Source organism: Streptomyces sp. RLA131 (assembly GCF_056270125.1).
Genome location: NZ_JBWDOQ010000002.1, coordinates 988,109 through 1,001,981, shown reverse-complemented (window position 1 = coordinate 1,001,981; position 13,873 = coordinate 988,109). Strand labels below are relative to the sequence as shown.

Below are 13,873 nucleotides of genomic sequence, written 5' to 3'. Positions count from 1 at the left end.
GCCGTCCGACCGGGATCGTCAGCGAAGCGACCCGCTACGGGCGGGCCCGTAGAGACCCAGCAGGCGGACACTGACCGCGTGGAGCCGGTGGGCAAGTACCTGCCCTCGCGCCCCGGCTTCGAGCCGGCCGCCGAACGTCACGTGCCGTCGGGCATCGCGGCGTGTCACCGCGCACCGGGCGCCGCGCACCGGGCACCGGCGGGATGTCCCGCTTGTCGGCCGATGCGTCGAGCGGACCGCCGCTGATGAACAGCCACACCGCCCGATCCAGCAGCGTGGCACGGTGTCGGCGCGCGAATCGTACGGCGCCCCCGTGTCGGTGGCCCGCGTACAGCGCGCCGCCGAGAACCACCACGTCGTACGGAGTCCCGTCCCTGACCTCGGACGCGGCATGCACCCCGGCCCCGATCCCGATCCCGTGGGTGCGCAAGGCGTCTTTGACGGCCTCGGCCATCCCTCGTGTCGAACCGTTCCTCGTTCCGTACGCGACGAGTGCCCGCCGTGCCATGGCCGGTTCTCCGTCTCAGAGTTTGTGGATCCAGGCGTCCGCCACGTCCTTCAGGTCCTCCTCCATCGTTTCGCCCACGCTGTCGTCGATACGCCAGGTCAGCTCGGGGACGACATCGATCACACCGTCGACCTGTCGGGTCATCCGCTGCGCGACCGTGGCCTCGATGCGTCGCTCCACCTCGCCCGTGAGAGTGACCACCCCGTCGTGGACGTCGACAGCGACCGCCGCGAGCGGCAGGCACAGGGCCCCGCCCAGGACCTCTTCCACGACTTCGCAGTGCAGGTGCGCATCCGGCCGGAGGAAGAGCTGCAAGGTCCCGCCGGGTCACGATGCCGACGAGACGGTCCTCCGCGTCGACGACCGGCAGCCGTTCGACCCAGTGCTGCGCCATCATCCGCGCGCCGACGGCGACGGTGTCCTCGGCGTGCGCCGTGACGGCAGGCTTCGACATCAGCCGGCCGGCCGAATGTGCCCGGACCCTGGCATCCCTGTCCCCGGTGCCTCGTCCGTCGGGCAGGGGGCGCAGGCGCGGCGGCGGCCCGGGGGAACGCGCTGTGCCTGCCTGGTCGCGCAGCAGGTCGGTGCCGGAGACGACCCCCAACACCCGCTCATCGCCGTCCACCACGGGCAGGCCGCTGATCCCGTGGTGAGCGAGAAGACGGGCCAGCTCCTTGAACGGAGGGCCGAACTCGGCGCGTACGACGTCGCCCGTCATCACGGAGCCGAGCCTGCTGTGCCGCATGCCCCTCGACCTCTCAGCTCAGCCAGCGGTTGTCGCGCACGATCGCCGTGCGCTCCCAGCCACGGCCCAGGCCCCACACACGACCGGCATGGCCGACAGCGAGCGCGATGAGAACCGCGGCGTACAGGACGTGATAGTCGACCAGGGGGTTCGGCGACATGCTCGGCGCACCGGTCGAAAGGTGCTGGGCCGGCGGCCACTCGGCAGCCCACATCAACGCCATCATCACGGTGCCCACCACCGCGGCGAACCGCAGTGCCACGCCCGCCATCACGGCGACGCCGATGGCCAGCAGCCCCAGCATGAACAGCCAGTTCACCCAGGCGTCACCCGCCATGCCATGGAAGGTCGACTGCAAGGGTCCCGCGACGACCCCGCTCAAGAAGCCCTTGGTCGGTGAACCTCCATCGATCCAGCCCTTGCCCGAACCGGTCGCGTACCCCCACCCGAACGTCTTGTCGAGGAAAGCCCAGAGGAAGACGAACCCGGTCAGGATCCGTACTCCCGCGAAGACCATGGCGAACGCGGTGGACCGGGTGGTGTCACGCGCCGCGACGGATGTCGCCGAGGCCGGTGCTCTGCGGCGCGAGGGAAATCGCAGTCCCGCCCGCCCGCTCGAATGATCAGGAACTGCCATAGCGATCCCGTCCTCCTGACACCGCCACCGCGAGTGCGGTGACTTCTCCAATGTCCCGCCCCGCCCGTCGTCGCGCTGTGGGCCGAAGGCCCGCGCCGGGGGCCAACCGGCCCTAAAACGAGGCGCCACCAAGTTGCGGACCGGGCGGCGCCACCCTGTCCTGCAAAGCGTTCATGGAACAGATCGACGCATTCCTGCGGCGCCTGGACACCGATCACGTCGACCTCTGCCAGATCCATCGCCTCGCCCCCAACACGCCGGTGGAGGAGACCACGGAAGGGCTCCATCACGTCGTGAGGGCCGGCAAGGCCCGGAAGATCGGTGCCTCGTTGATGTGGGCCTGGCAGTTCGCCAAGACGCAACACGCCACCGACGCAACACGCCACCGACATCCAAGGCTGGACCCGGTGTGTCCATGCAGGACCAGGAGAACCTGATCCAGCGCGAAGAGGACCGGGAGATGTTCGGCCTGCCCTCCGACCAGGGCGTGGGGCAGCATCCCGTGGAGCCCGCTCGCAAAAGGCATGGTCACCAGGCCCTGGCAGCAACGCGACACCGCGCGCGCCCAAGCGAACCCGGACCGGGCCGGCCTCTGTCCCTCTACAGCGACAAAGCCATCCTCGATGCGGTTGACATCGCGACGAACCGCCCTCACTGACGCTGTCACAGTCACAGCCCTCATCCTCACCGATGACGAGATCCGACGAGGTGGCGACCGTCAGGGCCGTGCCGGCGAGGCCCTTTCCTTTGCGGAAGGGCCCAGGTGCTCCCCGCGCCTGGGGGATGGTCCCGGTGTGCCCGCCGGGTTACCTGGCCGCGTCGGACCTGCGCGGGGACCTCGAAGTCGTCCCACAGGGCGAGGTCGGTGGCGGTGGGCATTGCTGTGCTGTGTCAGCTCCAGGGTTCGGATCCTTCCGACACCCGGGACCTTCCTCAGCTTTCGCGGTTTCGCCGCGCCGCTGACCTGGTGGTATGGTCTGCGGCTCGGCGCGGGATACTGGTCGACATGCGCATCGACTTCGATCCCCAGGCCATGGACAACAAGGACTTCTACCGCCTTCTGACGGCGGTGGTGGTCCCTCGGCCCATCGCGTGGGTGTCCACGCGTTCAGCACAGTCCGTTGAGAATCTCGCCCCGCACTCGTTCTTCACGGTGTCCTGTGTCAGCCCCCCGGTGGTGCAGTTCACGTCGGTCGGGCGGAAGGACTCGCTGCGCAATATCGAGGAGACGCGTGAGTTCGTGGTGAATTTCGCGCCCGAGCATCTCTTCGAGCAGGTCAATGCGACGGGGACGGACTTTCCGCACGGGGTGAGCGAGTTCGAGGCGGTCGGGATCGCGCGGGAGCCCAGCCGGGTGGTGGGGCCGCCGCGGGTGGCGGCTTCGCCGGTGGTGCTGGAGTGCGAGTTGCACAGCACGGTGCTGCTGGGGGACTCCACGGTGGTGTTCGGGCGGGTGCGGCATGCGGCGGTGTCCGAGGCGGTGCTGGTCGACGGGCATCCGGACGCGCGCAAGCTGCGGCCGCTGTCCCGGCTGGGCAGGGACGAGTGGGGGACGATGGGCGAGATCCTGGAGATCTCGCGGATCCGGTACGCGGACTGGGACGGCGGGAAGACCGGCTGAGGGCGACGAGACGGCCCGGTCGGCCACTTGTGGTGACCGCGCTAGCCGAGCCGGATGGCGTGGAGCATGAGCAGCGCGGCGGCCATGTTGGCGGCCGGGACGGCGCCGCGGGCGACCAGGTCGGGGACGGCTTTGAGGGGGACCCATTCGCGGCGGTCGGACTCGAAGTCGTCCTGGGGACGGCCGAGGTAGGCCGCCTCGTCGGACCAGTAGACGTGGTGGGTGGCGTCGCTGAGGCCGTTGGACGGTTCCAGGGTGAGGAGGTGGCGCAGCGGGCCGGGGCGCCAGCCGGTCTCCTCCAGCATCTCGCGGGCGGCGGCCGACGCGATGGCCTCGCCGTCCTCGACGACGCCGGCGGGCAGTTCGTAGCCCCAGCTGTCGGTGATGAAGCGGTGTCGCCACAGCAGCAGGACCTCGTTGTCGCGGTTGACGGCGGTGGCGACCGCCACCGGTCGCAGCCGGATCAGGTAGTGGTCCAGGTGGCTTCCGTCGGGTAGTTCGACGTCGGCGAGGTTCACCCGGAACCATCGGTTCTCGTACACGGTGTGTTCCCCGAGATTCTTCCAACGCATGTTGCCGCCGCCTTCCGCCGTGCCGCTGTCAACATCGCAGCACGGCGGCGGTCAGAGCGGCACACGCAGGGCCTCGTCCAGAAGCTCGATGGCCTGCATGGATATCGCTCCGTCATATGCGGCCAGGTGGTCGCGTACGGCGCGGAAGCGGTCGCGCAGCCGCTGTGACTCCATGCCCCGGCCCTGTTCGACCATCGCGGCGGCGAGCGCGGAGGCGTGTTCGGGCTGCCGCCGGCGCAGTTCGACATGGACCAGGACGGCGAGCCGGTGGACGCGGCCGCGGGGGTGGGCGGGCAGGCCGGCGGCGCGGCGGGCGTGTTCGTGGGCCGGGACGAGTTCGCCCAGGCTGAGGTAGGCCTCCGCCAACTGCACGTCGACCAGGCCCGGTTGGACGTAGCCGGTCTCCGACGGTTCCTCCTCGGCGCGTATACGGCCCTCCGCGGTGACCGCCAGCCGGGCGCAGCGGGCCACTCCGGACGGATCGCCCAGGTGTCCGTACGCCTTCGCCTGCATCGCGTACAGGTCGGCGGCGAGCGCCGGGGTGATCCGCGTTCCCGCGGTGCGCAGTGCCGCCTCCGCGAAGGCGACCGCCTGCCGGAAGTCGCCCAGCCACAGCGACTGGTAGACGAGCATGCCGACGACGCAGGCGCCCAGGTGACGGTCGCCGGAGGCCTTGGCCAGGCGCAGTGCCTGGTGGAAGTAGCGCTGGGCCAGGCCGTAGGCGTCGGCGTCGTAGGCGCAGATGCCGGCGATGCCGACCAGTCCGCCCACCGCGCGGCACAGGTGCCGGCCCACCGCGTCGCTGTAACTGCCGCGCAGTACGGGGGCGGCCTCGGCGGTGAGGAAGCCGGTGACCCGGTCCCGGGTGGCCACCCCGCCGGCGCTGCGGTAGAGGCCCTCGAAGTGGGCGCGGGCGGCCCGCAGCATCGCCACGTCGGCCATGCCGACCTGGTCGCGGCCGCCCCGGGAGACATCGGTGTCCTCCGGCGGGTTCTCCCACTCCCACACCGGGATCACGGCGTCGGTGCCGGTCAGCGGCACGGCGTTGCGCACGCCGGGGCGGCGTTTGTCGTCCGAGCGCCACAGGGCGGTCGCGGCGTCCACGAAGCCGGACAGCGGGACGCCGGGCGCCGTCCGGCCGGTGTTGGGGGAGCGCATGCCGATGTCGTCCAGGGCCAGTGGCCGCCGCACTTCCCGGCCCAGCACCTCGCAGAGCAGGTCCGGTACCCGGCCCCGGGGGCGCTGGCCGCCGATCCAGCGGGTGACGGCCGTACGGTCGTAACGGAGCGTCAGTCCCAGGGCCCGGCCGGCCGCGTTGACGCGGGCGGCGAGCCCGGCGTGCGACAGACCGGACTCCGAGAGGAGCGCGTCCAGAAGGATGTTGGATTCCACGGCCACTCCCAGGTGCAGCCCGGTGCGGAACGCTGGAAAGCGTAGACCTCCTCGCTTCGCACGGGGTGTGAACGGCCCACCCGACTCCATGCGCCGCACACGCTTCCCGCGCCCACCCGCGCGCGGTTCACTGTGTGTGCCGCTGAGTGGCCGGGCGGGCCGGGACCCCGAGACCCCCGCCCTGTCGGCCGCCGCCCGCCGCGCCTCCCCCGTGGCGGGCGTGCGGCGCCGAGAGAAGGGGGCGCCTGCCGTCATGCCGGAGCCGGAGCACGCGACCATCACCGCGGAATTAACCGAGCTGCGCCGCAGCCTCGACGTCGGCTTCACGCGTATGGACGGACGGCTCGCCCTGCTGGTGCAGCGTGGTGAACACATCCAGAAGGGCCTGGACGACCTCGAAGCGCGCGTCACCGCCCTGGAGCGGGGCCGCTGGCCGCTGCCGGGCGTCGCGGCGCTGACCGGGCTGTGCGCCCTGGTCGTCGCGACCTGGCAGGCGGTCGGTCACTGACCCGGCCGCCGCGACCGGCGCCGCCAGGCCACCGCCATGGCCGCCAGTCCGGTCACCGCGATGAAGCCCATGGCCAGCAGGAAGACCGGCGAGGTCGGGGTCGCGGCGTGGCTGCCGGCGACGACGTAGGCGGCGGTGTTGGGGATGCTGCCCAGCGCGGTCGCCGCCAGAAACGGGGCCAGGCGCATCTCGGAGAGGGCGGCGCCGTAGTTCGCGGCGGCGAAGGGCACCCCGGGGAACAGCCGTACCGCCAGCATGCTGCGGAAGCCGTGCCGGCTCAACTGCCGGTCCAGGGAGAGCAACAGCCGCCCGCGCAGCAGCGGACGGAGCGCGTCCCGGCCCAGCAGCCGTCCCAGGACGAAGGCCAGCCCCGCCCCCAGGACCGTGCCGCCCAGGGCCCCCACCAGGCCCGCCTGTGAGCCGAACAGGGCGCCGGCACCGGCGTTGAGCAGCGGCCGGGGCACGAACGCCACGGCGCACAGCCCGTACGCGGCCCCGAAGAGCAGCACCGCCATCGCGCCCGTCAGCTGCGTCGGCCAGCCGTGCGCCAGCAGCCGTTGCGGCTCCCACACCAGGACGCAGGCGCCCGCCCCGGCCAGCAGCGTGACCAGCAGGGACAGTCGGGCCCAGGGTGACATCAGCGCACGTGCCGTACGCCGCGTCGTCCGGAGCACGACCGGGCCGACGGATGCGGGGGGAGCGTCGAGCATCCTCGGAGACTAGCCGAGGAAGCCGTGGCTCCGGGATCGGGCCGACTCCGCTGTGCTCCCCCCTGCGTCGCGGCGACGCGCGGAAAACCGGTCGACGCGGACCGGGGACGTGGCCGATCATCGTCGCTATGTTCCGGTACGCCTTCCTCGCCGATACGTCCGCAGTCGCGGACGCGTCGAAGGCTGCCCCGGCTGCTTTCCTCGACGGCGCCCGACGCTGACCCTCCCCGGAGAATCCGGCGGACCCCGCAGGGGGAGGGTCGGTCCGGCCGAGGGGTCCCGTACGGCATCTCGTATCAAGGAAGCAGCATGTCCAAGCAGGAGTACATCCGCTCCAAGCCGCACCTCAACATCGGCACGATGGGCCATGTCGACCACGGCAAGACCACCCTGACCGCCGCGATCACCAAGGTGCTGGCCGCGCGTGGCACCGGCACCTTCGTGCCGTTCGACCGGATCGACAAGGCTCCGGAGGAGGCGGCCCGCGGGATCACGATCACCATCGCGCACGTGGAGTACGAGACGCGGACCCGGCACTACGCGCATGTCGACATGCCCGGCCACGCCGACTACGTCAAGAACATGATCACGGGCGCGGCCCAGCTCGACGGCGCCATCCTGGTCGTCTCCGCGCTGGACGGGATCATGCCGCAGACCGCCGAGCATGTGCTGCTCGCCCGCCAGGTGGGCGTCGAGCACATCGTGGTGGCGCTCAACAAGGCCGACGCCGGGGACCCGGAGCTGACCGACCTGGTGGAGCTGGAGGTGCGGGAGCTGCTGTCCGCCCACGGCTACCCGGGCGAGCGGCTGCCGGTGGTGCGGGTGTCGGGGCTGCGGGCGCTGGAGGGCGACCCGCGGTGGACGGCGGCGATCGAGGCGCTGCTGGACGCGGTCGACACCTGCGTACCCGTCCCGACGCGCTACACCGACGCGCCCTTCCTGCTGCCGGTGGAGAACGTGTTCACCATCAGCGGGCGCGGCACGGTCGTCACCGGAGCCGTCGAGCGCGGCACGGTACGGGTCGGGGACCGCGTCGAGGTGCTGGGCGCGGACACCGCCACGGTGGTCACCGGCCTGGAGACCTTCGGCAAGCCGATGGCCGACGCGCGGGCCGGCGACAACGTGGCGCTGCTGCTGCGCGGTGTGCAGCGTGACGCGGTCACCCGTGGCCATGTCGTGGCGGCCCCCGGCAGTGTGACGCCGCGCCGCCGGTTCCGGGCGCGGGTGTACGTCGTCCCGGCGGCCGAGGGCGGCCGGCGCACCCCGGTGGTCAGCGGATACCGGCCGCAGTTCTACATCCGTACGGCCGACGTGGTCGGGGACGTGGACCTCGGCACCGCCGGGACGGCGCTGCCGGGCGAGACCGTCGAGATGACGGTCGAGCTCGGCCGGGCGGTGCCGCTGGAGCCCGGGCTCGGCTTCGCCATCCGCGAAGGCGGCCGCACGGTCGGCGCGGGCACGGTGGGCGAGGTGATCGGCTAGCGGGCCGTACCGGTCCCGCCTCCGGGGCGGGGCCGGTACGGGACAATGGGCCGGTGGACGACGCGATATCCCCCGTACCGGTCACCCGGGCCGTCGACTTCGGCACCGCCAGGCTGCTGCCCGACATCGACCGGCGCCGCGCCTGGCTGCTGACGGTCGACGGGGCACCGCAGTCGTACGTGGACCTCGACGACCCGGCGCACCTGGAATTCGAGTACGTACGCCGGCTCGGGCACGCCCTGGACGCGGCCGCGCCGGCCGGGGCGCCGCTGGACGTGGTCCACCTGGGCGGCGGGGCGCTGACCCTGCCGCGCTATGTGGCGGCCGGGCGGCCGGGCTCGCGGCAGCAGGTGGTGGAGGCCGACCGGGCGCTGGCGGCCCTGGTCGCGGAGCACGTACCGCTGGACGGGGCGGCGCGGGGGATCACCCCGCATCTCCGGGACGCCCGGCAGTGGCTGGAACAGGCTCCGGCCGGCAGCGCGGACGTGCTGGTGGCGGACGTGTTCGGCGGCTCGCGGGTGCCGGCCCATCTGACGACGGCGGAGTTCCTGGCCCAGGCGGCGCGGGTGCTGCGCCCGGACGGCCTGTATCTGGCGAACCTGGCGGACGCGGCGCCGTTCGCGTTTCTGCGCTCGCAGATCGCCACCGTACGCGGGGCCTTCGGCGAGGTGTGCGTGATCGCGGAGCCGGGGGTGCTGCGGGGGCGCCGCTTCGGGAACACGGTGCTGGCCGCGAGCCGCCGGGAACTGCCGCTGGACCTCCTGGCCCGCCGGGTGGCCGCCGACGCCTTTCCGGCCAGGGTGGTGCACGGCACCGCGCTGCGACGGTTCGCCGCCGGGGCGGTGGCGGTTCACGACAGCACGGCGGTCCCGTCGCCCGAACCGCCGGACGGCGCCTTCGGCGTGGGCTGAACCTGCGGGCCGCCGCCGTCGGTGCGGCTGAGCCGCCGCACCTCCGGGGCGAGCAGCACTGCGCCGGTCAGCAGCACCGTCAGCGCCGCGCACCCCCACAGGGCGGCGGACAGCCCGAGGGCGCCGGCGGCGGGGCCGGCCAGGGCGGTCCCCACGGGGATGAGGGAGACCGAACCGAAGATGTCGTAGGCGGAGACCCGGGACAGCTTCGCCTCGGGGATCTCCTGGTGCAGGGCCAGCATCCAGGTCACGCCGAAGACCTCGATGGACACCCCGCTGACCAGCATCGAGGCGATCAGCACCGGGGCCGGCGCGGCGGCGGCCAGGGCGACCTGCGGCAGCGCCCAGGGGAAGACGCACAGGGTGCCGGCGAGCAGGATGCGGCGCGGCCGCCAGCGCAGCATGAGCAGTCCGCCACCGACCGTGCCCACCCCGAAGGCGGCCAGCGCGATGCCCCAGGGGCCGGCCCCGCCCAGCCGCTCGTCCGCGACCAGCGGTCCGTACACCGCCAGCGCGGCGGTGGCCACGGCGTTGACCACCGAGAACTGCAGCACGATCGCCCAGAGCCACCGCCGGCCGGCGAACTCCCGCCAGCCGTCGCGCAGATCGTGCAGCAGGCCCGCTCCATGGGCGGGCCGCGCGAGGCCGGTGACCCGCAGGAAGGCCCGCAGCGCCGCGGCCAGCGCGAAGCAGCCCGCGTCGACGGCGAGTACCCAGCCGGGGCCGAAGGCGGCGGCCAGCGCCCCGCCCAGCGCGGCCCCGCCGATGTTGGAGCCGTTGACGCACATCCGGAAGAGGGTGAAGGCGCGGCCGGCGTGCGTACCGTCCACGGTCGCCATCACCATGCCCTCGGCCGCGGGCGCGTAGAAGGCGTACCCGGCGCCGCCGACGGCGGCCAGCGCCGCCATCTGCCAGATCCGGGCCGTCCCGGACAGCACGAGTACGGCGAGGGCCGCCTGCGACAGGGCGTTGAGGAGGTTGGCGCCGACCATGACCCGGTGGCGTGGCAGCCGGTCCGCCATCGCGCCGCCGATCAGCAGGAAGACCACCAGCGGCAGGGTGCGGGCCGCCGCGACCAGTCCGATGTCGGTGCCGCTGCCGCCCGCGTCCAGGACGGCGAAGGCGTAGGCGATGGCCGCGCCGGAACTGCCCAGGTTCGTCACGATGGCCGACGCCGTCAGCAGCAGGAAGTTCCGCTCGGCCCACTCCGGCAGCCGGGCCGGGCGGGACCGCGGGGACAGCGGCGGTTGTGGGCGGGGTGTGTCCGGGGGAGTAGCCGGTGAGGTCACCCGGGGGACTATGGCGTGCGGACGGTGGTCCGGCAAAGCCGTTTTCCGGACCGGCGGCAGGTGGCGCCAGATAGCTACTCATGAGTAACATCATGGCCATGACCGCTGCCAAGATGTCCGTCGGCGAGCAGCTCGCCGCCACCGTTCCCATGGTCCGGACCCTCAACCTGGAGTTCCTGGAAACCACCCCCGAGCGGGCCGTCGTCCGCCTCCCCGACCAGCCGGACTTCCACAACCACGTCGCGGGCCCCCACGCCGGTGCCATGTTCACCCTCGCGGAGTCCGCCAGCGGCGCCATCGTCCTGGCGGCCTTCGGGGACCAGCTCACGCGAGCCGTTCCGCTGGCCGTGAGCGCCGAGATCGGTTACCGCAAGCTCGCCAAGGGCGCGGTCACCGCCACCGCCACCCTGGGCCGCCCGGCCGCCGAGGTCGTCGCCGAACTCGACGCCGGCCTGCGCCCCGAGTTCCCGGTCGCCATCGCCATCCAGCGCGACGACGAGGCCGTCACCGGCGAGATGACCGTGGTCTGGACGCTGCGCCCGAACGCCTGAGCCTGGCTGGGACCGGCCCGCGTCCGGGCCCCGTCCGGGCCCCCGTCCGGCCGGGGCGGCGGCGGGCTCCGGCAACTGGGCTACGCTGCGGTCAGAGCCAGCGCCTCGGGGAGGAAACAGCCTTGCACGTCCAGGAGTGGCTCGGAACCATCCCGCCGGTCAGTATCTACCTGCTGGTGACGCTGGTGATCGGGGTGGAGAGCCTGGGCATTCCGCTGCCCGGCGAGATCATCCTCGTCAGCTCGGCGCTGCTGTCCTCGCAGGGTCATGTCGATCCCTGGATCGTCGGCGGCTGCGCGTCGGCCGGGGCGATCATCGGCGACTCCATCGGCTACGCCATCGGCCGCCGAGGCGGCCGCCCGCTCCTGGACCGGCTGGGCCGCAGATTCCCCAAGCACTTCTCGCCCGGCCACATAGCCTCCGCCGAGGCGTCCTTCGAACGCTGGGGCATGTGGGCGGTGTTCTTCGGCCGCTTCGTCGCGCTGCTGCGGATCTTCGCCGGACCGCTGTCCGGTGTGCTGCAGATGCCGTACTGGAAGTTCCTGACCGCCAACGTCCTCGGCGGCATCACCTGGGCCGGCGGCACGACGGCGGTCATCTACTACGTCGGCGTGGTGGCCGAGCCCTGGCTCAAGCGCTTCTCCTGGGCCGGCCTCGCGGCGGCCCTGCTGATCGGGCTCGCCTCCTTCCTGGTCGTACGCCGCCGGGCGAAGGCGGCAGCCGCGTCCCTGGAGTCCGAACAGGACCCGGTCGCGGCCGCCGCGGACTGAACCGCCGCGGACCGGACCGCCGCGGACCGGACCGCGGCGGCCGCGACGGACTGAACCGCGGCGGCCCGGCCGCCTGCCGGGCCCGCTCAGTCCTGCGCGAACGCGTCGCGGTGGGCCATCGCCAGCAGCACGTAGTGCTCGGCGTTGAGCGTCACGACGTCCCGTTCCTCCTGGGTCAGCTCGCGGCGCACCTTGGCCGGTACCCCCGCCACCAGTGAGCCCGGGGGCACCTGCATGCCCTGCGGGACGAGGGCGTTGGCCGCGACGATCGAACCCGCGCCGACGCGGGCGCCGTTCAGGACGGTGGAGCCCATGCCGACCAGGACGTTGTCCTCGATCACACAGCCGTGCAGGACCGCGTTGTGGCCGACGGTGACATGGTCGCCGATCACAGCAGGGAAACCGATGTCCGCGTGCACCGTGGAGTTGTCCTGGATGTTGCTGCCGGCGCCGACCGAGATGAACTCGCAGTCCCCGCGCAGCACCGCGTGGTACCAGACGCTCGCCCCGGCGGCCATGGTGACATTGCCCAGGACCACCGAGGTCGGCGCGGTGAACGCCTCCGGATCCAGCTTCGGTGTGTGCCCCGCCACGCCCGCCACCAACGCCGCCGCCCGCTCCGCCATGGGTCCCCGCCTCACTTCCGGTCCGTGATGTGTCGTCCCGCACAGTAGCGGCGCGACCGCCCGCGGGGGAGTACGGGCCGAGCCCTGCCGTGCGCCGCTGTACGGTGAGCGGGTGCCGAAAAACGAGAACCTGTTCTCCTCCTGGGTCCGGTCGCTGACGGCCTGGCGCCGTCGCACCGCCTCCCGCGCGGTCCATCGCGGATGGCGCTGGCTCCAGTCCGCCGGTGCCGTCACCGCCGAGCGCCCCGGCCCGCTCGGCTTCGGCCGCATCGGCACCGGTACCCGGCTCGCCTTCCCCCAGGGAACGGTCTTCGGCGAGCACTGGATCCACCTCGGCGACCACTGCGTCATCGGCGAGCAGGTCACCCTCACCGCCGGCATGATGCCCGGTCTCGACCTCGGCCCGGACCCCGTCCTGCGGCTGGGCAACGGCGTCGTACTCGGCCGGGGCAGCCATGTCATCGCCTCCGCGCCGGTCGTCTTCGGCAACGACGTCTTCTGCGGCCCGTATGTCTACGTGACCAGCGACAACCACTCCTACGACGACCCCGAGCAGCCCGTCGGCCGCCAGTGGCCCCGCTCCGCGCCGGTCGAGATCGGCTCCGGCAGCTGGCTCGGCGCGGGCGCGGTGATCCTGCCCGGCGCCCGCCTCGGCCGCAACGTCGTCGTCGCCGCCGGCGCCGTCGTGCGGGGCGAGGTCCCCGACCACGCGGTGGTCGCGGGGGCGCCCGCCCGCGTCGTACGCCGCTGGGACCCGGAGGCCGGCTGGCAGCCCCCGCTGCGCACGCCGCCCCCCGTGCCCATTCCCGACGGGGCGACGGCCGAGCAACTGGTCGCCCTGGCGCTGGCCGAACGGACGGTGCCGGGGGTGCCGCAGGCCCCTGAGGCGGAGGAGGACCCGGCGCTCACGCCACCCCGTACGGCCGGAACTGGACGCTGATCCGGGGGCCGGCGCCGGCCGTGGTCTTGGGCACCGCGTGGTCCCAGCTGCGCTGGCAGGAACCGCCCATGACCAGCAGATCGCCATGGCCCAGTGAGCGCCGCAGCGTCGGTCCGCCGCCGTGCCGGGGGCGCAGCAGCAGCGGCCGCGCCTCGCCCAGGGAGACGATCGCCACCATCGTGTCGTGCGTCTCGCCCCGGCCGATGCGGTCGCCGTGCCAGGCCACACTGTCGCGTCCGTCGCGGTAGAGGCACAGCCCGGCGCTGACGAACGGTTCCCCCAGCTCGGCCCGGTAGTGCCGGCCGAGCGACTCGCGGGCCTCGGCCAGCAGCGGGTGCGGGAGCCGCCGACCCGGGCCGTAGTCGGCGAGCAGGCGCGGTACGGCGACCTCGCGTTCGTACATCACCCGCCGCTCGGCCCGCCAGGGCACGGTGTCCACCAGCGCGTCGAACAGCTCGTCGGCGCCCGTCACCCAGCCCGGCAGCTCGTCGATCCAGGCCCCGAGGCCCAGCACCGTGCGGCGCAGGCCGGCGGGTGGCAGCAGGCCGAGCCCGGCGCTGTCGAAGAGGGAGCCCTGGAGGTGGCGGGTCATGACACCCAGAATAGAACAT

18 protein-coding genes and 1 pseudogene are annotated in these 13,873 nt (G+C 73.0%); 9 read left to right on the top strand and 10 right to left on the bottom strand.

Annotated elements, in window-relative coordinates; genetic code table 11:
- Window positions 1-34: 34 nt before the first annotated feature.
- The 4 genes and pseudogenes from RWE79_RS05435 to RWE79_RS05420 form a co-directional block, all read right to left on the bottom strand.
- A complete protein-coding gene (locus RWE79_RS05435; RefSeq protein ID WP_475938869.1) occupies window positions 35-454 on the bottom strand; it encodes a flavodoxin domain-containing protein in 420 nt (139 codons plus the stop codon).
- Between the two features lie 69 nt (window positions 455-523).
- A complete protein-coding gene (locus tag RWE79_RS05430) occupies window positions 524-778 on the bottom strand; it encodes a BON domain-containing protein (protein WP_475938868.1) in 255 nt (84 codons plus the stop codon).
- A gap of 100 nt (window positions 779-878) precedes the next feature.
- Window positions 879-1,226: pseudogene (locus RWE79_RS05425) on the bottom strand (CBS domain-containing protein); the annotation flags it as partial.
- 40 nt (window positions 1,227-1,266) lie between these two features.
- On the bottom strand, window positions 1,267-1,890 hold the full coding sequence (locus tag RWE79_RS05420; RefSeq protein WP_475938867.1) for a hypothetical protein: 624 nt from the start codon (window positions 1,888-1,890) through the stop codon (window positions 1,267-1,269).
- A gap of 173 nt (window positions 1,891-2,063) precedes the next feature.
- Here RWE79_RS05420 and RWE79_RS05415 point away from each other — a divergent pair, with 173 nt between their 5' ends.
- From RWE79_RS05415 to RWE79_RS05405, 3 genes are all read left to right on the top strand, one after another.
- The gene (locus RWE79_RS05415) at window positions 2,064-2,327 is read left to right on the top strand and encodes an aldo/keto reductase (protein WP_475938866.1); all 264 of its coding nucleotides are present in this window, start codon (window positions 2,064-2,066) and stop codon (window positions 2,325-2,327) included.
- The gene (locus RWE79_RS05410; RefSeq protein ID WP_475938865.1) at window positions 2,306-2,548 is read left to right on the top strand and encodes a hypothetical protein; all 243 of its coding nucleotides are present in this window, start codon (window positions 2,306-2,308) and stop codon (window positions 2,546-2,548) included. The genes RWE79_RS05415 and RWE79_RS05410 overlap by 22 nt, the downstream gene beginning before the upstream one ends.
- 348 nt (window positions 2,549-2,896) lie before the next feature.
- Window positions 2,897-3,511: a flavin reductase family protein gene (locus RWE79_RS05405; RefSeq protein WP_475938864.1), complete on the top strand. Its 615-nt coding sequence runs from the start codon at window positions 2,897-2,899 to the stop codon at window positions 3,509-3,511.
- Between the two features lie 41 nt (window positions 3,512-3,552).
- Here the strand turns inward: RWE79_RS05405 and RWE79_RS05400 are convergent, their stop codons facing one another.
- Both RWE79_RS05400 and RWE79_RS05395 read right to left on the bottom strand, forming a co-directional pair.
- Entirely contained in the window at window positions 3,553-4,083 is a 531-nt protein-coding gene (locus tag RWE79_RS05400) for an NUDIX hydrolase (RefSeq protein WP_475938863.1), read from the bottom strand.
- 51 nt (window positions 4,084-4,134) lie between these two features.
- Window positions 4,135-5,475, bottom strand: a complete 1,341-nt coding sequence (locus RWE79_RS05395; RefSeq protein WP_475938862.1) for a transcriptional regulator — start codon at window positions 5,473-5,475, stop codon at window positions 4,135-4,137.
- Window positions 5,476-5,611: 136 nt separating this feature from the next.
- Here RWE79_RS05395 and RWE79_RS05390 point away from each other — a divergent pair, with 136 nt between their 5' ends.
- Complete coding sequence (locus tag RWE79_RS05390) at window positions 5,612-5,983, top strand: hypothetical protein (protein WP_475938861.1); 372 nt, start codon at window positions 5,612-5,614, stop codon at window positions 5,981-5,983.
- On the opposite strand, the gene RWE79_RS05385 is transcribed toward RWE79_RS05390, so the two are convergent.
- The gene (locus RWE79_RS05385) at window positions 5,977-6,693 is read right to left on the bottom strand and encodes a TVP38/TMEM64 family protein (RefSeq protein ID WP_475938860.1); all 717 of its coding nucleotides are present in this window, start codon (window positions 6,691-6,693) and stop codon (window positions 5,977-5,979) included. The genes RWE79_RS05390 and RWE79_RS05385 overlap by 7 nt on opposite strands.
- Before the next feature lie 309 nt (window positions 6,694-7,002).
- On the opposite strand from RWE79_RS05385, the gene tuf reads away from it, so the two are divergent.
- Together tuf and RWE79_RS05375 are read left to right on the top strand one after the other, a co-directional pair.
- Entirely contained in the window at window positions 7,003-8,175 is a 1,173-nt protein-coding gene (gene tuf, locus RWE79_RS05380; RefSeq protein ID WP_475938859.1) for an elongation factor Tu, read from the top strand.
- 53 nt (window positions 8,176-8,228) lie between these two features.
- Window positions 8,229-9,086 carry a spermidine synthase gene (locus RWE79_RS05375; RefSeq protein WP_475938858.1) on the top strand — a complete coding sequence of 286 codons (858 nt, stop codon included), beginning with the start codon at window positions 8,229-8,231 and terminating at the stop codon, window positions 9,084-9,086.
- Here RWE79_RS05375 and RWE79_RS05370 read toward each other — a convergent pair.
- Window positions 9,026-10,375: an MFS transporter gene (locus tag RWE79_RS05370; protein WP_475938857.1), complete on the bottom strand. Its 1,350-nt coding sequence runs from the start codon at window positions 10,373-10,375 to the stop codon at window positions 9,026-9,028. The genes RWE79_RS05375 and RWE79_RS05370 overlap by 61 nt on opposite strands.
- Window positions 10,376-10,488: 113 nt before the next feature.
- Here RWE79_RS05370 and RWE79_RS05365 point away from each other — a divergent pair, with 113 nt between their 5' ends.
- On the top strand, window positions 10,489-10,926 hold the full coding sequence (locus RWE79_RS05365) for a DUF4442 domain-containing protein (RefSeq protein ID WP_475945612.1): 438 nt from the start codon (window positions 10,489-10,491) through the stop codon (window positions 10,924-10,926).
- A gap of 122 nt (window positions 10,927-11,048) precedes the next feature.
- A complete protein-coding gene (locus RWE79_RS05360; protein ID WP_475938856.1) occupies window positions 11,049-11,696 on the top strand; it encodes a DedA family protein in 648 nt (215 codons plus the stop codon).
- A gap of 86 nt (window positions 11,697-11,782) precedes the next feature.
- Here RWE79_RS05360 and RWE79_RS05355 read toward each other — a convergent pair whose 3' ends face one another.
- Window positions 11,783-12,322: a gamma carbonic anhydrase family protein gene (locus RWE79_RS05355; protein ID WP_475938855.1), complete on the bottom strand. Its 540-nt coding sequence runs from the start codon at window positions 12,320-12,322 to the stop codon at window positions 11,783-11,785.
- 112 nt (window positions 12,323-12,434) lie between these two features.
- Between RWE79_RS05355 and RWE79_RS05350 the strand changes: the two genes are divergently transcribed.
- Window positions 12,435-13,262: an acyltransferase gene (locus tag RWE79_RS05350; RefSeq protein WP_475938854.1), complete on the top strand. Its 828-nt coding sequence runs from the start codon at window positions 12,435-12,437 to the stop codon at window positions 13,260-13,262.
- Here RWE79_RS05350 and RWE79_RS05345 read toward each other — a convergent pair.
- Window positions 13,228-13,854 carry an alpha-ketoglutarate-dependent dioxygenase AlkB gene (locus RWE79_RS05345; RefSeq protein ID WP_475938853.1) on the bottom strand — a complete coding sequence of 209 codons (627 nt, stop codon included), beginning with the start codon at window positions 13,852-13,854 and terminating at the stop codon, window positions 13,228-13,230. The genes RWE79_RS05350 and RWE79_RS05345 overlap by 35 nt on opposite strands.
- Window positions 13,855-13,873: the final 19 nt, after the last annotated feature.